Here is a 23,071-nt window from a genome sequence, read left to right on the forward strand (position 1 = left end):
TTTGAGACAGCTTCTTTTTTTTAGTTCTGTGTTCTTATGTAAATATCTCCCATGGATGTTTTTAAGATAACATCCTGTCCACCACCATTCATTTTGCCTTTCACCGCATTTCCCATTGGCGTTGACTTCGGCTCTTCAGACTGTTTCTCAAACTGAAACTCGTCTGCTGCATAGATGTTCCCCATGGCTGATTTCACATCCACATTAGCACCAAAATTCTTTGGAAAGGCCACATCTACGGCCCCCATTGCTGCGACCAAAGAAATCGGTCCTTTAACAGGTTGAACAAATTTGGCCGTTACATCTCCCTGTGCAACCTTGACATTGATCGGCCCCGTCACGTTCAATAAATTCACATTCCCCATTGTACTAGCAACTTCAACCTCAGCCCGGATATCTTTTAATTCGATTTCCCCAGCATTAAACATCGCTCCACGACCGCCTTTGATCGTCACAGGCAGATCCATCGGTATCCTGATACGGATAGAATCTTCTAAGGGCATCCCTACCATACTTATTTCAGTCACCCCACCTTCTGTTTTGATATTCATACCAAGCCCTGAATTATCCGATAAGCCCGAGCCATTGATCACACGTAAGCCTTTGGCGCGGTCATTTTCTTCACTTTCCTCCACTTTGGCCGTAATCAGCACGTCTTTTCCCTTATACCCTTCGATATAAACATTATCCAATTTTAATAGTAGCTTATTCCCCAAGTTGGGCACTTTAATTTCTTTCCAGCTTTTCGGTCCATTGGAACGGCCGAATCCAGCAGAACTGTAAGTAAAATTATGATTATTACTGACAACAACTCCTGACACCGCTCTAGCCTTTTTAGGAGGATTAGGAGGTTTTGGTGCAGCAACTCCTTCAACATTTTCATTTACCTGGGCCTGCAATGCGCTTGCAAAGATCAGTGCGACCCCAATCATCATTATCCTTATCTTTTTCATTTCGTTTTAGTTTTACTTTATTATGTGTCAAATAATGCATTTTAAGCTTTTTCATTGATTAACATACACAATCCGACTTCCACCTTAATATATTCCGTTATTGATTTAATAATACCGCATAGGCCTGCTCCTTCACAAATTTCAGGGTAAAGGGATCTTCGACAATTTCATTTAACTTTTCCTTTGTCGTCGCCTTCATCGTCGGATCCGCCTGTTGGGCCATCATTTGCATCAGTTCCATTTGTAAAGTGGGATCATTTTGCTCCACAAAAAAGTCCTGAACCTTTTGTTGACGTTCTTCCGGACTAAGTCCATTTAATATCGTTTCAATTGCAGCCATGCGTACATTACTGCTTTGATCTGATACAGCAGTCTTTTCTAAAGCTCCCCTACTATTCCCATCTAAGCTTCCCCCATCTTTCATCGCCAAGACCGCACTTAACCGTGTACTCGCAGAACTGGAATCTTGAAGCATCTGAACATAATCCATCTTCTCTTCCTTTTCGCGATGAGCAGCTTCGGATACGCTTACTTTTGCCAATTGTTTTCTTTTGCCTTCGATACCCGCTATTGCGTTAACCCGAGCTGAATTCTTTTGGCTATCAGAAACAATATCCATCAGGCCAGCATGATCCACATTTGTATCTCCAGTACTTTTCTGAACAGTAACCGGATGTACTGCAGCCACAGGTTTTTCTACCGCTAATTCATGCTGTTGGTCAAAAGCAATAAAGGTTGCTGTCCCAACTAACAATGCTGCTGCCGCAATACTTGCCCATTTCCATAAAGGCTTAATCTTTCTTTCCTGAACAGTGGGGACTACTTGTGGCCTTATTTTATTCCATAAGTCAGCCGAAGGTTCTCTCTGATCAAATGCCTCCCGATTAGCGTTCACAAAATCTTTTAAATTATCCCGCATAATTATACCTTTCCTTCAATTGTTCGTAAATTTTCTTTTTAGCACGGTGGTATTGGCTACGTACAGCAACTGCTGTCATCCCCAATGTTTCTGCAACTTCATCATGGCTCATATTTTCAAACAGATAAAGATTGACCACCATCTTAGGTACACCGGTCAGTTGATCGATCACATTTTCCAAATCTGTCAAACGACATTCACGCCACTCTTTTTCCAGCAATTCGTCTTCGCCATCATCCTGAATTTCCAGATCATCCACCGGCGTAAAATATTGCTTATTCTTCCGTAATAATGAGATTGCCTTATTCACCCCCATTCTTCTCAACCAGGCCTCCACACTGAGCACTAAATGCCATTTATCTGATCTTGCAAAAAAATCAACAAAGGTTTCCTGTAAAATATCTTCACTTTCTTCCTGATTCGACAAAACCCGATAAATAGAATTAAAAATCTTTTTTGCATACCGATGATAGAGCTGCGCAAAGCCAGACTCGTTGCCCGTTTGGCACATCGCTAATAATTCCTTATCGCTAAGCTGATCTTGCACGTTCTAAAATTAATACTGTTAATTCTTATGTTTCTACTATGTAGTCGGGCCCCTGTTGAAAATGTTGCAATATAATTTTATTTTTTTTCTAAAATAATGCTATTATCGCATAAAAGCCTTTTAAAGGGCCTCCCAGCAAACAAAAAAAACACTCAAGAAATCTTGAGTGCCTGCATTAATAAAATAAACTTAAGAGGGATGTTAAAATTCCAGGTATAAGAATATTGATTATTTGACTTTTAGATAGGTTTCCACAATGGTATGTTTAACCCCCAATTCAGGTAAATTTTCCTCACCGGTTTGAATCAAGGTATCTCCTTTTAAAGTAAGTTTAAAATCAAACTTATTGCTTTCCCAATCCCGCATTGAACAATATTGTAGTCTTTCTTGATAGTTGACACCATCAAAAGAATAGGTACCGCCACCGGCTACAAATAGCGGTTCTTTCCCTTTACCTTTTTCCTTATCGTGGTTAAAGAAAGAAAAATGGTCATCATTGAACATTTTAAACATCTCTGTTTTACTGGTATCCGTAAAAGCGGTCACCGTATCCTTCCCTTTAATTGTCTTGCTTTCAATAAGCTTATAGGTACCGGACAAAGAAGTTGATTTTACCGCATCAACTTCTTTTTTTTCAGTATTATTTTTACATGAAAAAACAAGACAGGAAGTCGCGATCGCAAACAGCAATTGATTTTTTAGGTTTATCATATTTTATAAAAGGTTTAAAGAGGCCAAACTACGAAAGTTCAGCCTCAATCAAAAACAAACCATTGTAATTATTTATCCCACCAAACTCGACCAGACAACTTGTCTCCGCCAGGTACTGCGGCCGAAGCTGCTCTGTAGTTTTCGCCATTGATAGCCGCTTCAGTAGAAGGATAAGGGAATCTTCTTGGAATAGTCCCCGACGTTGCATTGCCTGGATAATTCACAGGAGTTAACGCTGGATCGCCACTTCTACGCCAGTTGCTCCAAGTTTCATAAAAGTCCATCATCGTTATGGTATGTGCCCAGTATTGAGTATTAATCTGCTTTAAGGCATCAGCAGCATTAAATGGATTTGCTGCCAAGTAAGTCTCAGCATCTGCATCACTTATTGCCAAGGAACCATCATATTGATTCAGATACGTAATGCTTGCCTTCACCCCTTTTTTATAATGGTCGCTTGCACTACCACCGATGCCCCAACGTTGGGCAGCCTCTGCTAAAAGCAATTCGGATTCACCGTAGGTCAAAATAAATGTCGCGCCAGTCCGCTTGATCATATTAGGATTGGGCGAAGAATATTCCGCAAAGGTCGTGTAACTTGGATCGCTACTGATGTTATACTGCGCATTTGAGCCCAAATCCTTACCGTTAGGCATCCCTTTTTGTTTGGTTGGGTCTGTAATAAAACTCCCGTTCTGTACTTTATCCTTTTCCGATAAATACAGTTTTGTGACAGCTACCTTTTGTAACCTCGGATCATTATTGCTTTTTAGATAGTCAATAAATGTTTTAGACCATTTGACATAATAATTCTCTTGACCACCATCACCCAATAAAACTTGGCTATTTCTATTTTGCGTTACCCGAGATCCAGACTCATCATGTAAAATAAATGCATTGTCAGCATTACTGTCCATTGTCTTGCCCGCAGCCTTCTGCACATACTCTTTCGCTTTAGCTTCGTCTACTTTAACCAAACGCATCGCTGTGCGAAGCAGTAGAGAATTACCAAATTTACGCCATTTGGCAATATCACCTTTATAAATAACATCCCCAGTGACTTTATCACCATCATCCTTTAACGCTGCAGTAGCCGCTTCCAGTTCCTTCAGCAAATCAGCGTAGATATCCTGCTGCTTGTCATACTTCGGTTTATAAACTTTGGTATAAAAACCCAGTCCCGCCTCCGAATAGGGAACATCGCCATACAAATCAGTTAAGCGTGCGAAAATTAAAGCTTTCCAAATACGGGCGACATTGTGGAGATTTGCATATTTTGGTTTGTCTTTTGTAAACTCAACCACATCCACAATATTACGAACCTGCTCAATATAGGCCCCTACTGTACCCGTCCCCCAATAAGCAGCGGTATAACTTTCATTCAGCATATATTTGTCCCCAGCCCAATAACTCACTACGGTCGATAAACCTTGCATCATTGTGGAAGAATAAATCAGATTTCCACGCCATGTATCGTATGCAAAATCAAAACTTCCGGTGTAAAACAACTGTGCTGAGCTCAAAGTATAATTTGGATCCCAATTTTCTTTTCCGTAAGCAACTGGATCTGTATTTATCTTATCAAAATCTTTGGTACAGCTACTTTCCATAAATAATGTAGCTGCCATTAAACTAATAAATACCGGTTTAATATATCTTTTCATGATTGTTTGCAATTAGAATTTAACACTTAAATTAACACCGTAAGTACGCACTGCTGGAACACCGCCGAGTTCTAAACCCGGGAAAGTTGCATTATAACTCGATTCTGGATCAATGTTATTTGTTTTCTTCATGATCGTCCAGAGATTGCGCGCTACAGCACTTACCGTAATTGACTTAACTTTGTTATTGAATAAGTTGGAAGGGAAAGTATACCCCATAACGACCTGTCTCAACTTTACAAAATCAGCGCTGTTTACAAAAATCTTGGATACATTATTCGCTGTATTGGTATAATAAGTAGAGGCCGTTCTACCCAAGCTTTCACGATCTGCCACAGTTTCCTGATGCAATCCAAAAATGTAACCGTAGTAGTCTGTTCCTGAGAAAAGCTTTCCACCCCATTTTCCATCAATCAAGAAAGAGAAATTGAACCTTTTGTAGTTAAATTCATTGTTCCAACCTGCAAACCATTTATTCATAGCTGAACCATAAGACTTTAACTCACCCCGGTCAGGAGAACCGTCAGCCAATTTTACGATCTCGCCATTGCTATCATACTTATAATCGAAAGCCATGATCTGAAAAGCAGGCATACCAACTTTATTCATTAAGTAACCTACACCCGAACGGGACGTTGCTACCGTCTGTTCGTCCATTCCTTCAGCCAATGAAATCACTTTATTGTCGTTGTAAGAACCATTCAATGAAGACACCCATTTAAAATCTTCGGATTTAACAACAGTAGCAGAAATCAACGCTTCAAATCCCTTATTTTGCATCTTTCCAGCATTGAGTACGGCACCGGCGTACCCGCTTGCTGAAGGGGTTGTGATAAAAGAAATCTCATCTTTCGACTTCTTGTTATACCAGGTTAGATCCAAGTTTACACGATCATTAAAAAGACGCAACTCCGTTCCAATTTCCAACTCTGTTGCTGTAGAAGCTTTCAAGGAAGAGTTCGGGATATTCACATTGTTAATAACCCCTAACGGTTGACCGTTGAGTACCTCGCTTCTAAAATTATAGGTTAGCAAGGTTTGATAAGGATCTGTTGCCTGCCCTACCTGAGCAAAACCTGCCCTCAACTTTCCAAAACTCAACCACGATGGCTTTAGATATTCTGAAAAGATAAATGATCCCGAAACTGCTGGATAAACCGAGTTCAATTTATTATCCACTCCCGGAGTTGCTAGCGTAGAAAACCAGTCAGAGCGCAAACTACCTGTCAGATAGGCGACATCTTTATAAGCAAATTCTAAGGTACCGTAAGTAGACTGTGTCTCCGATTCGCTTTCGAGATACGCTACCGATTTATTTTTTGCATTCAAAATATTGTAAACACCGAATATCGCGAAGTCGGTACCCAAATTTGTCGTTTGTCTGATTTTAGTATTTCTGTAACTCGCTCCGAGATTAGGCGTCAGGGTGTAATCACCGAAAGTGAATGACTTACCAACCAAAACATCCGTATTAATATCCGCAAATTTGGTTTCTTGTTCAGCGATTTTACCATTTTCATAATAACCCGTACCAGAAGGCAATACATTTTTATAATGATCAGTATAGCCATCCCGTCCCGCTCTTCCCTGAACAAACAAACCGTTGCCCATCGTATATTTAGCCGTAACAGATGCTATAGAGCGGTCGCGATTGGTATTATTAATAAATTCATTTGCCGCAAACCAAGGATTCGTTGCATACACATTACCAGAGTTATAAAGTATCTCCTTTTCATTGCTATCTTTCCATGGCTTCAAATCATTGACATTGATGCTCGTCGGTAAAAACATGACATTATAGTTGGCATTTCCCGCACCATCCGAAACCATGGGGCGATTTTTGACTTGCTCCAAAATCATATTATAGCGCGCATCAATCGTCAAACCTTTGAGTGGTTCAAAAAGTCCGACCAAATTAAACGACTGTCTTTTCAGTCCCGAATTTGGAACAACAGACCTGTTATTGACATCTGTTCCCGACAGACGGATAGATCCGCCATCAAATGATTTATTTAATGCCAGCGTATTTGTCCATGTTGAACCCGTACGATAAAACCTATCTAAATTCCCTTTTTGTAATGAATATGGTCTCGATACACCGTCAAATTGGACTACGGGAGAACCGTCCAATTTAGCTCCCCAGCTCGATCCGCCCACTTGGGCCGCTCCTGCTTGGGTTGTTGGCTTCTCACCGTTCGCCCCCTGACCATACACTGTTTGCCAATTGGTGTTGTCAATGATCTGCTCGGCAACAAGGTTACTATTGAAATCGATCGAATTACCTTTACCTGATTTTGTCGTAATCAGGATGACGCCAGCTTTTGCTCTTGAGCCATATAGCGCTGATGCTGCAGCACCTTTTAGAACAGAAATGCTTTCGATATCATCGGGATTTATATTACTGATGGCATCACCTAGATCAGGTGCATTATCCCATTGGCTTCCGGAGTTCCCTTTAGAATTCGCATTTCCGATACCTACTGGTTTACTTTCCATGGGGATACCATTGATTACATATAAAGGTTGATTGGTTTGGTTCAAACTCGATACCCCCCGGATTGTTACATTGGAAGCCGCTCCTGCTCCTCCAGAAGTGGAGCTAATATCCAAGCCTGCTACTTTACCGGCAAGTGAATTCATCACATTATTTTCACGGGCTGTAGTTAGGGATTCACCAGCAACCTGCGTAACAGAATACCCCAACGAGCGCTTCTCTTTCTTCATACCCAGTGCCGTCACAACGACCTCATTGAGCATCCGGTTATCTTCCAATAAAACAATTTTCAAATCCCTCTCTTTGGTTACGGCTACTTCTTGCGAAGTGTAACCTGCAAAAGAAATAATCAAGGTGTTTCCGGTTGCCGCATCGATCGTAAAACGTCCATTGATATCCGTTGCCCTTCCTACTGCGGTTCCCTTAACACGTATTGTAGCACCAGCCAAAGGATTACCTTTATCGTCAGTCACAACTCCTGTAACAGCGACTTGCTGCTGTTGGCTCACGACCACGAGACCTTCTTTGGAAACAGAATAAACCAATCCACTTTTATTGAAAAGCTTTGTCAACACGTCCAATACCTTCGTATTATTCACATTGACAGACACCTCTTTATTTAAATTTTCATTCGTCGAATTATAGACAAAGTAATAATCACTTTGCTCTTCGATCATTTTAAGTACCTTGCTTAGTTTTGTTTTTTGGACATCCAAGGAGACTTTTTGTTGGGAAAATACATTTGCCGAAACATTCATAACAGCACACGTAGTCATAATTAAGGCTAGTTTCATCCGGATAATGAATCTAAAATGCACAATATATCCATTGCGCATTTGCAATAAGCAATTTTTAATCATATTTTAGTGTTGGTTAAAATTAATATTAAGCAGCACGCCCCAATGTTGCTGCTTTTGGTTAATCATTTTTTCAATGAAGGATGGTGTTGGTCCACCATCCTTTTTACTTTTCTGATATAGTTATTTTTCTCCCATATACATTAAATTTAAAAGGTTCAACGCTCTGTAAAGCACTCAGCACCTGAGTGATATTTTCTTTGCTAAAGGTTGCTGTAAACCGGTATTGTTTTAATTGGTCGTTTTGAATGTGTATATCCACATCATACCAACGCTCCAATGTCCGGCGCAGAGATTCAAAATCTTGGTCCACGATTTCTAATCTGTTTTCACGCCATGCAATATCTGGTATTTCAGCGATGTTCGATTCTACTGTAGGGATGTTCTCTATAGCAATTTCCTTAATTGGTAATTTGCTCGAGATTGGTTTATTGGTTTTATGCTGTACTGCAATTTCGCCTTGGTTTTTGTAAATCGTGATTTTTTGATTTGGCTTGATGATCACAGAATTTTCCCGTTGCCCTTTGCTCTTCATTTCAATCGAACCTTCAACAAGCAACGCTTCTGCTGTGGGCTCATCTGAATAACTCTTCACATTAAATGTGGTTCCCAGTACCTTGATGTCAAAATCAGAAGCTTGTACTACAAAAGGTTTTTCTTTATTTTTCGCCACCTGAAAATAGCCTTCCCCGGCAAGCCTTACAACCCGTAATTCCTGATTGAAGTCAGCAGCAAGCTCAAGCCTACTTCCTGAATTTAAGGTAACAGTGCTCCCATCGCCCAATTCAAAGGTCTTTTTTTCACCATTCTTCGTTTGGTAAACCTGCCCAATTGACGTGATAGGCAATACGGTATCCACTTTGCCTGACTGCGAATAATACCAGAGTCCGCCAGAAACCAAAGCAACGAGTATTGCTGCAACAGCGCCCCATTTGGCCCAATTAAATCGATTTGACACGAAATGTTCTACAGAAGAATTTTGAAGATCAGTTTTCAATTTTTCCAATTGTTCATTCACAGGTCTACGGTTACCGACCAACAGTTGGTATAGGCGCTTCGCTTTTAGAATAGTCTCTGCTTGTTCGGGATGGTTTAGGCTATATTGTTGCCAGTATAGAATACAGTTTTTATCTTCCCCTGAGCAATACTTTTGAAAAGTATCGTCAATCAAAAAATCTTCTAACTGTTTATAATCTTTTTGGCTCATTCTTTTGGGTATTTACTCTATAGTGCCCAAAAGACGTTCTTTTGCCTAAAGAAAATTTAAAATATTTCATAAAACACTGAAATTCAGATTTTTATTTTAAATAAAGAATACAAGAATAGCATTCTGTAATAGTTTTCAGCGCATGCTAAACGATTATTGGATCTGCAAAGGAACCACAACAGGTTAAACTTAAATATCTTTTAACTCTTCCCGTAGGATTTTCAAAGCATCGTAAAGCGTATTATAGGCTGTCTTTACAGACATTTGTGTAATTTCTGAGATTTTTTCATACGAATATCCCTCAAAGAACTTGAGATTCACCAGCTGTTTTTGACGAAATGATAACTTCTCCAGTGCTTCTTTCAAACGGATCTGTATGATTTCATTCGTCTGTACTTTGATGACAAACTCCTCATAGGGCATCTCCACCCAATCATCTTCAGCTTTTACATGTTGAAGGGCTGTATTTATTTTATGTTGTTTCTCCAGCAAACGCAGAATACGTCTTTTTAAAAAAGTAATGAGATAGGACTGTACATTTTCGACCCGGTCAAGCTGTTCTCGTTTTTCCCAAATTTTCACAAATACCTGATCGGTTGCTTCACTTGCCAGGTCACTATCGCCACATGTACGTATTCCAAAATTGACAAGCTCTTGATAGAGTGCCGCATATAGGTCAAAGAAAGCCGTTTCGTCTCCAGTACGAATACGTTCCCACAATAAGCGGTACCCCATTTTATTTCTCATAATAAAGCATATAATCCGAAAAAAGGCTAATATAAGTCCTCAGTTCCAAAAGTATAAACTTAATCGGTAAAAGGAGAAAGAAACGAAAAATTACATTGAAGCGAAGAACAAAGTCAATCGTTTGAATTGAATAGTGTAATTTAGTTCCTAAATTAAGAATATAAAAAGTAAAAACTCAGCAGCAGTATACAGCCGTTGATTAGATTTAAACTCACATGAAAACTATTTTTGCCATTGTTGGTAGCGCCAGTGCACATTCATCCAATCATCATATTGTAAATCACCTCCAACAGGAGATCAATGCCGATATCCATTTCACCCTATTTGATCGTCTTAAAGAACTGCCTCATTTTGATCCAGAGGAGAGCCAATCTCATCCACCTATTGAAATTATTGCACTTCGCCAGGTAATCAATGACGCCGATTTAGTATTGATCAGCAGCCCTGAATATATTTTCAGTGTACCCAGTGGATTAAAAAATCTACTTGAATGGTGCGCCGCAACGACGGTTTTCACCGATAAGCCCGTTAGTATCATTACTGCTGCTGCGCAAGGCGAAACAGCGCATGTCGAACTACAGCGTATCCTGCAGGGATTAGGAGCTCAAATTGACGAAAAAAGAAATCTACTCATACAAGGAGTCAAAGGAAAACTGGATGCTACGGGAGCAATTTGGGACGAACAGCTCAATTTAGATCTAGAAAAGCTGGCCACACAACTTAATGAATATTAATACACACTAAGTTCTGTTCCATTTTCATTCAAACCATAGAAATTAGCATAATCCATAATTTGAAGATTATTATCTTTACGACATGCAAGAACAAATTAATAATCCATTACACGGAAAAAGACTCGACACCATTATTGAATATTTAGTGGAGTATTATGGCTGGGAAGAGTTGGGACAACGCATATCCATCCGTTGCTTCAATGAAAATCCGAGTGTCAAATCATCCCTAACTTTCTTAAGGAAAACACCTTGGGCAAGAGAGAAGGTCGAGCAACTCTATGTAAAAACCTTGTTGAAGAAATAAGAAAATTTCTTATTTCATAGCGAATAATCTGATTATTAAGCATATCTTTGCCGCCATGAAAAAAATTGCCGACTACCGGAAGTTACTTAATGTAGATAAATCTGTGGATCTTAAAACCCTAAAATCTACTTACCGGACAATCATGAAAGAATGTCATCCCGATAAATTTGTCAATGATGAAGAAGGTCGTTTGGCTGCAGAGCAAAAAAGTGTTGAAATGATCGAAGCATACCATTTTCTGGTAAGCATTTGTCCGGAAACATTAGAGCAACAGTTACCAATCTACACGGAGACAATTACCAATTCTGGTATTCAGGATATTGACTGGAAAGGACAAATATTGACAGTCACTTTTCACGATGGTAGTCAATATGAATATTTTGGTGTTCAGCGGAATGACTATATTAAATTTGTCAACGCAGATTCTTTAGGTCGATTTGCCCGCAGACACATCTTCCATTCTTATCCTTACCGTAATGTATTAAAGACTGCGACAGTCGCTTAAACACTGTTCTCCAATCAGCTATACAAAGATAAACGCCCGCTATCAAATTGATATTGGGCGTTTACGTAAAATGTTAAATGTTTAAAAGCTATCTATAGAACAACACTATTAACAAATAGTTTTCAGTTTTATAATTTTAACATCAGACCTGCCATTCCACCGCCATAAAATGTATTTCGTGTACGGTCTCTTCGCCAAGCTTTCCACACCGTACTGCCACCATAAATTGAATTCTCATCTCTTTCTGCACAGTTAAGGCTGGGAGCGACAAATATAGACATGCGCTCACTTAGCTTAAAGGCCGGAATTACCCGCAGCGAGGACTGATGGTTATCCAGCATTTTAAATTTCTCGGTCAGAAGATTACGCGCTGTTATTTCAGTGCGGAGACTGAATTTAGACCCATTGAGCACTACAGCTCCTAACCCAGCTTCAAAGGCATATTTATCAGGTCGATTACCTTCAAGTGCCACATTGATCGATAATAGGCTATAAAGTACACGACCACCTGAACGAAATTGCAGTCCGAGGTAGCTATCTTCATTAATTGCTACTGAAAGACTTTTCTCGCCATTTTTAATAAAATTGAGCAGACCAATGGGATAATCGCTGCTATCCGCGATATTGACGATACCGGCCAATTGAATTCCTTTTACTTTTTTTGCTTTATTGGCGAGGCCTGCAATTTGATTTCCAACAGTCGATTCGCTATGATTAAGTATACTGGCAAGCTGTGTCGTTCCAGAAGCATCTTTCGTCAAATTTACAACTCCGGCAATCTGAACTCCTCTCACCGTATCTGCTTTGTTGAAAACACCCGCTATTTGTAGACCTTTTACTTGCCCGACAACATGGTTTCCCACACCAGCGATCTGTACCCCACTTACATTTCCACCTACGCCATTAAAAACACCTGCCATTTGCAAACCTTTCATTTCTCCGAAAACACGGTTTCCTACACCGGCGAGCTGTACCCCACGCACATTTCCGCCCACCGCATTGAACACCCCAGCCATCTGCATACCCTGCATATCGTATTGATTGATATTAAATACGCCACCGAGTTCCATACCTTTTACGCCCGCCGTAGATCCACCAATGATATTGATGGAAAATTTATTCACAATTTGCGAGCGTATAAAACCATGCGTACTTAATCCTGGTGTCATCGAAATTTGGTATGGACTATACAAAAACATTCCTCCTAAATTCATACTTTGGATCTTCTGGGCAGGCGAGAGAAACACCCGTCCCCAAAACGATCGATAAAGACCATGATCTTCTTCATAACCCTCAAAATAGCCATAATCACGCGTCTTCTTTTCTCCAATTCGCGCTTCTATCGGAAAAATCACCATAACACTGGTATCCCGAAAAGCTTCCTTACTCACATTCACGGCAATGAGATTACTCCTTTTCTTTACATCTAGTTCAAAGTAGCCATTTTGATCCGTCAATGTAGACAGTAAAGCATTTCGATCAAAGATGCTCGCATTGGAAATCGGGCGGTTGGTTCGAATATTCTTGATATAACCTGTTATAACCACTTTATTCTTAGTGGGTGTTTGTACTTCAAAATCTACCGACATCCGTTGTGGTGTATATTGAATGATAATATGTCTGCCCAGTTCTTTAAAAGAATATTCCTTTCCCAAAATCCCATCTAGATAATCGTACAAATTTCCTTTAAAAGGCTTGGTATGAATAACACTGTCTGTCTGTAAAATATTTCCATTGAAAGAGAACAATACATCTTCCTTCTCTTTCAAAAGCTGAAAGATTTCACCTACTGTGGTCTCCGCAAAAGCAGGCATCTGAATCTCTACAGCAAGCTTTTGCTGTGCTCGTCCCGAATGGAACGAACACAGCATTAAAATGAAGAGGTAAAGCTCTATCCTTTTTATAAAAAATAGTATCATGTTGTTTTTATATACAATTTTGTTCCGAAAATATATCTATTTGTTGGCTCATCTCGTCAGATGAATCTCCCTATCTTTCACATGGACTTTTAATCCAAATGTGCTAGAAATGACTTTCAAAATTTCAGTTAAACTATTTTGTTCGAATTTTGCTGTCAATAACAATTTCTGATCAGGAGAATGATCTACAATAATCGTATAATCATAAGCTTGATTGAGCACCTCGACAACACGTTTCAATGGGGTATTCTGAAAATCAAACACACGATCCACATAGTATTTATAAAACTGATCTTTGACAGGTTCCTTTCCTACTTTTATCGTATCCCTGTCCCGGATCGTAATCATTTGTTGTGGCCGCAAAAAGACTTCCTTATTTGCATACCCCACTTTGACCAATCCTGTAGCAACAATAACTTCCGTCGCATCGGGTATCCGTCGCACATTAAAACTTGTGCCCAATACCGTGATTTTGGTTTTACCTGTTTCAATGACAAAGGGGTGTTTTTTATCCTTGTGAACCTGGAAAAACACTTCCCCTCTTTCCAGGGTCAGATTTCTATTTTTATTGGTCCAACGACTTGAATAAGCCAGCGATGTATTTTTATTTAGTGTAACAACCGAGCCATCAGGAAGGGAATCTTGGCGCACTTGATCCCTGCTCGAAAGAAACATTTCTTCACGATGCGACTGATCAAATACATAGAATCCTACTGCACAGAGTATCAAGATACTCGCGGCGAGCCACCAGCTCCATTGCTTCACAGGAGTCATTTTTTGGGGTAACGACGCAGCTTCTGACGCTCTTTTATCTCGTACCACTTTGAAGTCAGCCCAAGCCTTATCCACATCCACATCAGGAACATCCAGGGGTTTCGGCAAACTATCCCACATTTTTTTCATTTTTATGTATTCCTCCTTATTGTTGGCATCTTCTTCCAACCAATTTTTTATCATGGTATTCTCTACCTCGTTGGTCTCACCAACGATATATTTTTCTAACAGTTCCTTATTCATAGCCTATAGATAAGAAAGCAAATAATCAATGTTAAATAATCCACAAGTTCAATACGCAAATGTCGCAGCGCCTTACTCATATGTCCCTCAACAGTCTTTATCGACAGATCCAAGGTTACTGCGATATCCTTATACTTCATTTCCTGAAAACGGCTTAACTCAAAAACCGTCCGACTTTTTTCGGGTAATTCCGCCAAGGCAATCTGCAGCCTTTCGTCCAAATCCCGTGTACTTTCATCAACTGCAGGCGCAAAATCCTGTTTATGCTGCTCATGTGATTGATATTTTAGCTTTCGTTGCTCCTTTTTTAGCACATTCATACTTTCATTATAAATAGCCCGATATAAATAAGCTTTTAATGAAGTATGTATCTGCTCCTCCCAATCGCGTTCCCAAAGCCGCAAAAACACCTGTTGCACAACCTCTTCCGCCACATCACTATCACCTAGATATCGATAGGCATAACGATGTAACTCCTTGTAATGTGTGCGAAAAAGCTGCTCAAAATTCTTTTCTTTATTTTCCGACATTGATCAATTCTATTGTTTAAATAATCCGCTCTATTAGTAAGACATCCTAATAGACTGTTACCCTTACAAATTTTTCATTTTTTTATCAGCTTCAATGACCTGAATCAGGTGATCGCAAATCCCTAAGTCGAACCTATTCTGAAATCTTTTCATATCAATACGACAACAAGCACAGTCCATTTCCCATCTGAAAAATGGGATTCACCCGAGAAGAAGTATAGAAAAGCTATTGTTATCACTAAAGGTAAGTCATCTATTTTATAAAATATTTTTTTTCTAAGGGTATACAGTTTTTCCGTTGTCATAAAGGAAAGAACAATATACAATTGATAACAAAAATAATTTGACAATGAAAACAACATTCAAAGTAGCCCTGCTGAGATTGACATTATTGGGATTAACAGGTACTACACAGGCACAGGACATCACGTATGGGCTGCAAGTCGGAAGCAATTATCATATGAGTTCCTTTGGCAATAAGTCTGTCAAAGATAATAACGGCAAAGTTGGCGTATCAGTTGCAGGATTTGCACGTATTGGAGATCGTGTATTCTTTCAGCCTGGAATCGGTGCCAGTCTTTTACGCAAAGCATATAACTTCGAAAACGGACAGAAAACGCCTAAATTTTATCAGATCAATCTTCCCCTTCAAGTAGGGTATAAATTTTTGGAAAATGGCGACTTCAACCTCCGGGGACTATTGGGCCCTCAGTTAAACTATGATGTTAAAACAGTCAAGTCGAGTGCAAATACCGATTATAAGAAATTTTCATTTGATGGTCGTGTGGGTATTGGTGTAGACATCAGTCACCTCACCTTAGATGCTTATTATAGCCACGGTTTTACGAGTGTAGACAAAACCTTAGATGCAAAAAATAAAACAATCGGCATTATGGTCGGTTATAAGTTCTAAGCAGCATCTCGTAGTACACAAAGCGCCATTCTAAAAATCGAATGGCGCTTTTTCGTAATTATATTTTATTTTTTGTCAATAATTATTATTTTAGCGCTACCAAAAATTATTCTTAATCATGGTCCTATTCATAGCGGCCGTTCGATCAGAATAAACGGGATGTAGCGTAGCCCGGTATCGCGCCAGCATGGGGTGCTGGAGGTCGTAGGTTCAAATCCTGCCATCCCGACTTGATTATCAAGGACTTATGATCTAAAATCTTAAGTCCTTTTTTGTTAGGTCTAACATGGGTCTAACACTTTCTTTGTCTTTCCGTGAGTTGAACTAGATTTGAGTTTTTCGTTTTGTGTAATTTATTAGTTTTTATTCTGCATATATTTCAATCTGTTTTACACGTGCTTTGCCGCTTGCTCGCAAAACGTCGAAAAATCAGTTTGGCCTTTCTGGTGAATCGCAATAATATAACGTAATTTCTCCGGAGAAGCATCCGGGTTGATGGGCTTAGGCTCATAAACGGCTGGCGCAGCTATCTGGTATCCGCTTTCACCATAGTACGTAACTGTACCGTCAGTGACGCTATAGTTATAATTTTCAATCCAAGCGCTTTGATTTCCTGAATGTAGCGTGGAAGTCGGCGCCGCTTTTTACTTTGGCATGAGCTGCCTTTATTTGTTCGAGTGTGAATCCTTTTGCTGCTGAGTTTTTTTCCACTGTTTTTTGAACTTTAAAGGGGGATACCGTAACGCTTAGTATCACCCCGGTTAACAATTGTTCTTATAACCGTGCACCCCACGTCTTGGAATATAGGCAGACGATTGTCCCTGCCGGAGCTTCGGTTTGGGCCATTGAACTGAAATCCAACCACCAAGCGGTATTGGGTAACACATGATAAACCTGGGCAACTTCAGCGCGTGAGATAGCCAAATGACGCTGCAAGGGACTTTTCCTAAACTTTATCACATATCCGCCAAGTTGCGGCTAAGAAGAGGCAATTTAGTAAACTTATCGAAGATCAGCCTGCTGGCTAAAACTTTCTGAGTTTAGTTTTCTACCGCCACTTTGTGATCTTGACGGTGGTCCCTTTCCCTAATTCGCTGTTTATCTCGGACCGATCAGAAAATCTCTTTGCGCCGGGAAACCCGATGCAAAGCGTTTTGCCGGTTGAGTACCCCTGCTCCATCGCAAGTTCCACATCCGGAATTCCACGGCCTGAATCAACAAAGATGACGTTAACTCCCTGCCTAGAGTTATGCGAAATCAATTGGATTTGGACAGTGCCTCTGCCTCCATATATAAGCATATTATTATGCGGGAGCGGTTCTATAACCGGCACTTCCACAAAGGATTTGCTTCTACCAATTAACTGTATATATTTTGCAGAAATTCTTTTAGGCTGACCGGGCTCCTCCCTAGTAGTCGCTTCACATCGCTTTTATTCGTATCAAATTCACCTCTAGCAATCGCTCCACAGAACCTTGCAATGTACGCTGCATCATCTTCAGAAAGACCGGCCTGTATAAGCTGTGCAACATATGCACTTACGTGCGGCTGGTGATAAGCTAATGTTTTTCCGGAAATGTCTGATAGCAGGTCAGCAATCTCTGCGAAGGAAAAGGCGGTTTCTGAGGCGATGATATATTCTTTGTTTTCATGACCCGGAGTAGTCAATACAACAGCATTTGCTTCAGCCATTTCGCTTATTGGTAAAAAGGGAGTTTTGCCATCTCCTGCAGGGATAGAGATTCCATTATTCAATATATCCTTTCCTACAAGGAAGGGAATCATGTCAGCATACATTGTGTTGTTCATTAAAGTGTAGGGGATACCTGTTTGTCTTAAATAATCAGCTGTATATGCATGATATCGAACCTCTCCACCCATTATACTTTGCTGTAAATTCTTCATGTCAAAGCTCGTATAAATAATATGGCCAACACCAGATTCCTTCGCCGCATTGATCGCATTTTTGTGCTGCTCAAACCTTTTGCCTATATCTGATGAAGAAGACACCAGCAGCAGCTTGTCGACGCCCCGAAACGCACTTTTTAAAGACTCCAAATCCTGATAGTCGCCAAGTTTGATTTGAAGTCCTTTTGATTTTAATTCTGCCGCCTTGCTTTCATCTCTGACTAACGCAGTAATGTTGTTTGGGGCTATACCCCTGTTTAATAATGAATCGATGGTGGCTTTACCTAAATTTCCTGTTGCACCGGTTACTAAGATCATATTTTTTTGTTTTTAGATTAATTATTTTTGTCAGGTAAAGAAACAAATTTGATTTTGAAAAATTACCCTTGCTGCGGGTAACAAGACAAAAAGCGGTAACCTAAAAGTGACTAATGGAAAAGGAATTAGAACATGATGACTGTCCTGTTACAGCGACGATAGCCTTATTCGGAGGGCGATGGAAGCTGCCGATTTTATATATACTTTCAAAAAATACCAGACGTTTTGGCGAAATCCAGGTTAGGGTACCCTCTATTTCAAAAAAGGTGTTAACTAATCAATTGAGAGAGCTCGAAGCCGATGGCCTGATCAGCAGGAAACAGTACAGGGAGCTGCCTCCCCGGGTAGAATATACTCTCACTGATTTTGGAAAAACCCTTTGCCCTTTGTTGATTGATATAGCAGCCTGGCAAAGAAAAAGCATGGACACGCTTACCAAGGTGAAATAAAGCTTTCCCGTGAAGTCGTAACCAAAACGCCTAATCAACGTGATTATGAAGTACTGTTTTGGATAGATAAGGATAAAACGCCTAGGTAATCACTAAACCATTGCACCATCCCTAAAAGCTATTAAGCTAAGACGAAACTATCCTATTTGCCGTCTAAAAAATCGGGTGAATACAATGTTTGCCCATGTGAGCGGGCAATATCCTGAATGCGTTTAATCGCTTCCGCATTCGTTGGAGGCGGAAATTCTCGTGCGGCTACTGGCTGCCCAATCTCTAAAAAAATCTTCTAAACCTGCTGGCACTACAGTACGGAGCAACTTAGCTACAGCATCGCTCACATTTTTGGAGTAATGCACAGCGCCGCCCTTGGGAATGAGTACGAAAGCGCCTTTCGCGGCGGTATATACGTAGGCCTAAGAGTGTACTTCAATCTCACCTTCCACGATATAAAGAGATTCAAAAAAGTCGGCATGTGAACTTGGGCTAGGACCATTTTGCGGAGGAACCAGCATTTCTATACCTATTCCGTTACCTGTTTTCAGTTTTTACCTTCGAGGCATTGAAAGTGAAGTTATGATTTGTGATACAGGGAAATGGGCACTGACAGAGCCTTATATAGGGTTATTTTTACCCTTTTTTTACCATAAAGCCGAAGGTTTCAATCTAACTCAGTAGTCAATTTGGCCCTGAACAGGGTGGTCAACCACCATACGCTCCTTTCTTCAATTCCGGTGTTGTAACCGCTTGTTTTTGGCGCAAGACAAAGCCGGTGCCCTGCGTCAGGAATCAGAAAAAACGAAAAACATGAGATGCGTTAACGGCTTATTGCTGCCGAATTTTCATTTGAACTGTCAATTTTTCGAGGGGAAAGAAGTGGTACATGGTTTGCCTGCGGCTTTCTTTTCCAACTCTACCCGGCATTCCGCCTGGTTTGATCGCTGCCGGCGTCCTAACGATATTGTTTGCGGCGCAGGTATTCTTCAACCCTGTATTGGGTGCCGTGACCATTGACCTGGACGGCAACGGCCTTTATATTCACCGGTATTTTTAATGGTCTTCTGGCCTTCAGGTTGAAGGATGCCAACGATTTTTTTAAACGTCATTCATTATCAAACTGATTGTTGCTTCAGGGCGTTACAACTTAGCCTCCTTAAATTTGAGCCGAATAGAAGTAGTTCGCCGGAATAGCCGGTGTGATCAGAGGTCGCATCAAGTCGGCCTTTGATCACACCAGCCGCTCCGGCAAAGCCCGATATCTATGTCCACTCCATTCTCATTTTTAAAATGTGTACGAGAAAGCTTTCTATACGACTGGGTTATTAATAAATGAGTTTCCTTTTCATCTGTAAATTCAATTACCGGTCTTGCTTGTGCGAGTCAATGATGCGTTTCCTGTGTTGCAATCCCCATTCCGCAATACTGTCAGTCAGGCTCTTCAGCGTCATTCCATAAGGCGTTACATCGTAGGTTACAGACAGCGGTTGTGTTTGAGATACCTCCCTTTTAACCAGACCGTTTGTTTCAAGATCTTTTAATTCCCGGCTAAGTACCTTCCCTGCAATGCCATTGATATCTCTTAGAAGTTCCGAATACCGCATCGGCTTATAGCCAAGGCGTGAGAGTATCGATATTTTCCATTTGCCGCTTAAGATATCCATCGTGTCATCTATTGCCCGTATCTTTTTAGCACACTCACTGTCTATAAACCGTGATTTAGTTTCAATTTCCTTTTCCATAAATTTATATGGATACTTTTTTGTCACATAGGTTACCTCAATGTCACAGTTACTTTTTGTCACAAAGTTACAATATAACAGCGATCGCGCTACCTTTACTCAAAAATAAAATATGAGTTTACTTAATGATTTACAATGGCGCTATGCCACCAAAAAGATGAACGGAACCAGGGTTCCGGAGGAAAAAATTAATTATATCCTTGAAGCCGCCCGGATGGCGCCATCCTCTTCAGGTCTTCAGCAATACAAAATAATCGTCATTTCTGACAAAGCATTACTGGAGAAGATCAAAGGTGTCGCTTATAACCAAAGCCAAATCACCGATTGCTCCCACTTACTGGTGTTTGCCGCATGGGATCATTATGACGATGAACGTATTTCGAAAGTATTCAACTATATCATGGACGAACGCGGGCTGCCGCACAGTACGATGAATGCCTATAAAGAGACAATTATGGACCTTTATGAAAAATCAGGAACGGAATGGCAGGCGCATCATGCGGCAAAACAGAGTTACATCTCATTTGCAATCGCGATTGCGGCAGCAGCAGAACAAAAGGTTGATGCCACGCCTATGGAAGGCTTTATACCAGAAAGACTGGACGAGCTTTTAAAGTTAAAGGGTACCGGTTACAAAAGTACGGTGATCCTACCATTGGGTTACCGGGATGGAGAAAACGACTGGTTAGTCAATATGAAAAAGGTACGCACCCCTAAAGAGGAATTCATTACGGAGATGACCATTACAGACGCAGTGGACACAGTTGAGCCAATGGCAGAAAATCTTGAGGCATTCGTGCAGAAGTAATTGCCAACTGTTTTTGATATTAGAGAGGCTGCCGAACAAGCAGCCTCTTAACACCTCACAGGACATCATCGTAGTGAGTCAAAATCATCAGTACCCTATCTCAGTCTATCTATAAAGCTATTTTCAGTTTTCATTCTCTTACTGTAAACTTCCATAAATTATGGTGGATTAAGCCGGCTTTGCTTCTTAACGCTAATTAGATGTTTTGCTTGATCATTGATAAACCTCAGATTTATCCTGCCAGTTAAAAGTTCCTGTTCGCTCAGCAATAAGCCAGCGGTTACCATCACGTACATAATCATCCTGGTAAACCGCCCCAATGGTGGTTTTAATTCTTTTGCTGTTCTCTGTGCCAATCAAAGTAATGGTACAGTAACATGTTCCTGAGGCCTTATCGCCATCTATGCTTACAATGTGCTGTCCGTTAAAATGGTAAACAGTTTCGTAATCCTTAAGGAAATTACCAAACGCTGCTGCCATTTCCTTCCGGCCCCGCAGTTTTAAGATAGAAGTTCCGCCGGCAAAAGTTTCTGACAACGCATCTTCCGAAAATAGCTGGACCTGCGCGTTAAAATCCTTTCTGTCGCCCAAAATTGAAACCCTGTCTACGAGCTCCTTTATCAATAGCCTGTCTTTTAATTGTTCAAGATCCTTCATGGTCGTTATAAAATAAATAAGTTTTTTAGGGTCTTATACCGATTAGAATTAGAAAAGGCTATCTGTAATGGATAGCCTTTTAATGGGACTCGCTGTAGTGCTTTGACCCCAACCTAGCGAGCCTTTATCTTTCTAGGCCACGGTGAGCACAATCTTACCCTGGATACTCCCCTGAGCAGCTCTTTCGTGGGCTTTTCGGGCATCGGCAAGCGGGAAAACACTATCAATGACGACGCGTATCGTACCGTTGTCAAGTAATTTGGCTACTTCTGCCAATTGCGCACCATTCGAACGGACCTGGGTGGTGGACATCGTCACACCAAGCTGCTCAGCCTCTGCTCCACCGGACGCGCCGAGCCCGAAAATGGGAAAGAGTGCGCCGCCCCGCCTGAGCGTACGTAAAAAACGACTAGTCGTTGGGCCGCCAACCGAGTCGATGACCAGATCAACGCCACGCACCTCATCCTCGGGTACGGTCTTGGTATAATCAATGAATTCGTCAGCGCCAAGATCACGCAAAAGTACTTCATGCTTACCAGATGCCACCACGATCACGTAGGCCCCTTTCCATTTGGCGAGTTGCAGGGCAAAGTGGCCGACACCGCCGGCCGCACCATTGATGAGTACTTTTTTGCCCTCAAGCGGCACCGGTTCATGTTGCTTCGGCTGAAGCGGATTGGGTACATTATGCCCCTGTTCAATCATGAATTGCCATGCGGTGAGCAGAGACATAGGAGCAGCGGCCGCATGGATATGATCGATAGCGGCCGGCTTAAGCGCTACCTGCGATGCGGGCGCGGTGATGTATTCGGCATAGGCACCACTTTCTACAGAGAGACCCTCCGGAAAACGAACCATCGAGTAAACTTCGTCCCCGACGGCGAAGTCCCTAACATCATCAGCCACCGCCTCTACCACACCCGATACATCTGTTCCCAGAATAAGCGGGAAGTTCCCCTTTGGCCTCCACTCAGGAGGAAGCGATTTAAACCCGTCACGCAGGTACCAGTCGGGCGGATTGAGACCAACCGCGTGAACCCGAATGAGCACTTCGCCCTGCTTAAGCATAGGTATCGGAGCGTCCTCATAAAGGAGAACTTCAGGACCACCAAACTCGTGCTGACGGATCGCCTTCATTAAGCCTGATTTGTTTTGTGATTTTAATTCCATTTTT

General features: G+C 41.1%; 23 protein-coding genes and 1 tRNA gene. 7 read left to right on the forward strand and 17 right to left on the reverse strand.

Going from position 1 to position 23,071, the window contains the following annotated elements:
* Nucleotides 1-20: 20 nt before the first annotated feature.
* The 8 genes from B3E92_RS13840 to B3E92_RS13875 form a co-directional block, all read right to left on the reverse strand.
* Nucleotides 21-953: a DUF4097 family beta strand repeat-containing protein gene (locus tag B3E92_RS13840; protein WP_286897233.1), complete on the reverse strand. Its 933-nt coding sequence runs from the start codon at nt 951-953 to the stop codon at nt 21-23.
* A gap of 97 nt (nt 954-1,050) precedes the next feature.
* Nucleotides 1,051-1,872: a hypothetical protein gene (locus B3E92_RS13845; RefSeq protein ID WP_286897235.1), complete on the reverse strand. Its 822-nt coding sequence runs from the start codon at nt 1,870-1,872 to the stop codon at nt 1,051-1,053.
* The gene (locus tag B3E92_RS13850) at nt 1,862-2,419 is read right to left on the reverse strand and encodes an RNA polymerase sigma factor (protein ID WP_286897237.1); all 558 of its coding nucleotides are present in this window, start codon (nt 2,417-2,419) and stop codon (nt 1,862-1,864) included. The genes B3E92_RS13845 and B3E92_RS13850 overlap by 11 nt, the downstream gene beginning before the upstream one ends.
* A 228-nt stretch (nt 2,420-2,647) precedes the next feature.
* Nucleotides 2,648-3,130, reverse strand: coding sequence for a hypothetical protein (locus B3E92_RS13855; protein ID WP_286752911.1), 483 nt, complete (start codon nt 3,128-3,130; stop codon nt 2,648-2,650).
* Nucleotides 3,131-3,198: 68 nt separating this feature from the next.
* Nucleotides 3,199-4,794 (reverse strand): SusD/RagB family nutrient-binding outer membrane lipoprotein, encoded by a 1,596-nt coding sequence (locus tag B3E92_RS13860; protein WP_286897239.1) that lies wholly within the window; start codon nt 4,792-4,794, stop codon nt 3,199-3,201.
* 12 nt (nt 4,795-4,806) lie between these two features.
* Complete coding sequence (locus B3E92_RS13865; protein WP_286897240.1) at nt 4,807-8,064, reverse strand: SusC/RagA family TonB-linked outer membrane protein; 3,258 nt, start codon at nt 8,062-8,064, stop codon at nt 4,807-4,809.
* A 187-nt stretch (nt 8,065-8,251) separates the two neighbouring features.
* A complete protein-coding gene (locus tag B3E92_RS13870) occupies nt 8,252-9,352 on the reverse strand; it encodes a FecR family protein (protein ID WP_286897242.1) in 1,101 nt (366 codons plus the stop codon).
* A gap of 189 nt (nt 9,353-9,541) precedes the next feature.
* Nucleotides 9,542-10,099 (reverse strand): RNA polymerase sigma factor, encoded by a 558-nt coding sequence (locus B3E92_RS13875; RefSeq protein ID WP_046674230.1) that lies wholly within the window; start codon nt 10,097-10,099, stop codon nt 9,542-9,544.
* A 215-nt stretch (nt 10,100-10,314) separates the two neighbouring features.
* Here B3E92_RS13875 and B3E92_RS13880 point away from each other — a divergent pair, with 215 nt between their 5' ends.
* The 3 genes from B3E92_RS13880 (at nt 10,315) to B3E92_RS13890 (ending at nt 11,642) form a co-directional block, all read left to right on the forward strand.
* Nucleotides 10,315-10,833, forward strand: a complete 519-nt coding sequence (locus B3E92_RS13880; protein WP_070567343.1) for an NADPH-dependent FMN reductase — start codon at nt 10,315-10,317, stop codon at nt 10,831-10,833.
* Between the two features lie 82 nt (nt 10,834-10,915).
* On the forward strand, nt 10,916-11,137 hold the full coding sequence (locus B3E92_RS13885) for a VF530 family DNA-binding protein (protein WP_046674232.1): 222 nt from the start codon (nt 10,916-10,918) through the stop codon (nt 11,135-11,137).
* 55 nt (nt 11,138-11,192) lie between these two features.
* The gene (locus tag B3E92_RS13890; RefSeq protein ID WP_070567345.1) at nt 11,193-11,642 is read left to right on the forward strand and encodes a KTSC domain-containing protein; all 450 of its coding nucleotides are present in this window, start codon (nt 11,193-11,195) and stop codon (nt 11,640-11,642) included.
* Between the two features lie 128 nt (nt 11,643-11,770).
* On the opposite strand, the gene B3E92_RS13895 is transcribed toward B3E92_RS13890, so the two are convergent.
* The 3 genes from B3E92_RS13895 to B3E92_RS13905 are packed head-to-tail and all read right to left on the reverse strand — an operon-like array spanning nt 11,771 to nt 15,108.
* Nucleotides 11,771-13,561, reverse strand: coding sequence for a hypothetical protein (locus B3E92_RS13895; RefSeq protein WP_286897243.1), 1,791 nt, complete (start codon nt 13,559-13,561; stop codon nt 11,771-11,773).
* Nucleotides 13,562-13,609: 48 nt separating this feature from the next.
* On the reverse strand, nt 13,610-14,578 hold the full coding sequence (locus B3E92_RS13900) for a FecR family protein (protein WP_286897245.1): 969 nt from the start codon (nt 14,576-14,578) through the stop codon (nt 13,610-13,612).
* The gene (locus tag B3E92_RS13905; RefSeq protein ID WP_070567352.1) at nt 14,575-15,108 is read right to left on the reverse strand and encodes an RNA polymerase sigma-70 factor; all 534 of its coding nucleotides are present in this window, start codon (nt 15,106-15,108) and stop codon (nt 14,575-14,577) included. Before B3E92_RS13905 ends, B3E92_RS13900 begins: the two co-directional genes overlap by 4 nt.
* Before the next feature lie 349 nt (nt 15,109-15,457).
* On the opposite strand from B3E92_RS13905, the gene B3E92_RS13910 reads away from it, so the two are divergent.
* Both B3E92_RS13910 and B3E92_RS13915 read left to right on the forward strand, forming a co-directional pair.
* Entirely contained in the window at nt 15,458-16,021 is a 564-nt protein-coding gene (locus B3E92_RS13910; RefSeq protein WP_070567354.1) for a porin family protein, read from the forward strand.
* Between the two features lie 155 nt (nt 16,022-16,176).
* Nucleotides 16,177-16,250, forward strand: a tRNA-Pro gene (locus B3E92_RS13915).
* Nucleotides 16,251-16,410: 160 nt separating this feature from the next.
* Here the strand turns inward: B3E92_RS13915 and B3E92_RS24375 are convergent.
* From B3E92_RS24375 to B3E92_RS13925, 3 genes are all read right to left on the reverse strand, one after another.
* Nucleotides 16,411-16,617: a DUF1398 family protein gene (locus B3E92_RS24375; RefSeq protein ID WP_083296025.1), complete on the reverse strand. Its 207-nt coding sequence runs from the start codon at nt 16,615-16,617 to the stop codon at nt 16,411-16,413.
* A gap of 178 nt (nt 16,618-16,795) precedes the next feature.
* A complete protein-coding gene (locus tag B3E92_RS13920) occupies nt 16,796-16,981 on the reverse strand; it encodes a hypothetical protein (RefSeq protein ID WP_139145029.1) in 186 nt (61 codons plus the stop codon).
* 399 nt (nt 16,982-17,380) lie between these two features.
* On the reverse strand, nt 17,381-18,247 hold the full coding sequence (locus tag B3E92_RS13925) for an SDR family oxidoreductase (RefSeq protein ID WP_286897248.1): 867 nt from the start codon (nt 18,245-18,247) through the stop codon (nt 17,381-17,383).
* Nucleotides 18,248-18,360: 113 nt separating this feature from the next.
* Between B3E92_RS13925 and B3E92_RS13930 the strand changes: the two genes are divergently transcribed.
* A complete protein-coding gene (locus B3E92_RS13930) occupies nt 18,361-18,696 on the forward strand; it encodes a winged helix-turn-helix transcriptional regulator (RefSeq protein WP_070567360.1) in 336 nt (111 codons plus the stop codon).
* Nucleotides 18,697-20,051: 1,355 nt separating this feature from the next.
* On the opposite strand, the gene B3E92_RS13935 is transcribed toward B3E92_RS13930, so the two are convergent.
* Nucleotides 20,052-20,495, reverse strand: coding sequence for a winged helix-turn-helix transcriptional regulator (locus B3E92_RS13935; RefSeq protein WP_239468724.1), 444 nt, complete (start codon nt 20,493-20,495; stop codon nt 20,052-20,054).
* A 49-nt stretch (nt 20,496-20,544) separates the two neighbouring features.
* Here B3E92_RS13935 and B3E92_RS13940 point away from each other — a divergent pair, with 49 nt between their 5' ends.
* Nucleotides 20,545-21,240: a nitroreductase family protein gene (locus B3E92_RS13940; RefSeq protein ID WP_070567362.1), complete on the forward strand. Its 696-nt coding sequence runs from the start codon at nt 20,545-20,547 to the stop codon at nt 21,238-21,240.
* Nucleotides 21,241-21,453: 213 nt separating this feature from the next.
* On the opposite strand, the gene B3E92_RS13945 is transcribed toward B3E92_RS13940, so the two are convergent.
* Nucleotides 21,454-21,897 carry a nuclear transport factor 2 family protein gene (locus tag B3E92_RS13945; RefSeq protein WP_286897251.1) on the reverse strand — a complete coding sequence of 148 codons (444 nt, stop codon included), beginning with the start codon at nt 21,895-21,897 and terminating at the stop codon, nt 21,454-21,456.
* Nucleotides 21,898-22,029: 132 nt separating this feature from the next.
* Complete coding sequence (locus tag B3E92_RS13950; RefSeq protein ID WP_286897254.1) at nt 22,030-23,067, reverse strand: NADP-dependent oxidoreductase; 1,038 nt, start codon at nt 23,065-23,067, stop codon at nt 22,030-22,032.
* Nucleotides 23,068-23,071 lie beyond the last annotated feature (4 nt).

Origin of the sequence: Sphingobacterium sp. UBA6317, from assembly GCF_002440385.1 — a bacterium.
In the GTDB taxonomy this organism is placed as follows: domain Bacteria; phylum Bacteroidota; class Bacteroidia; order Sphingobacteriales; family Sphingobacteriaceae; genus Sphingobacterium; species Sphingobacterium multivorum.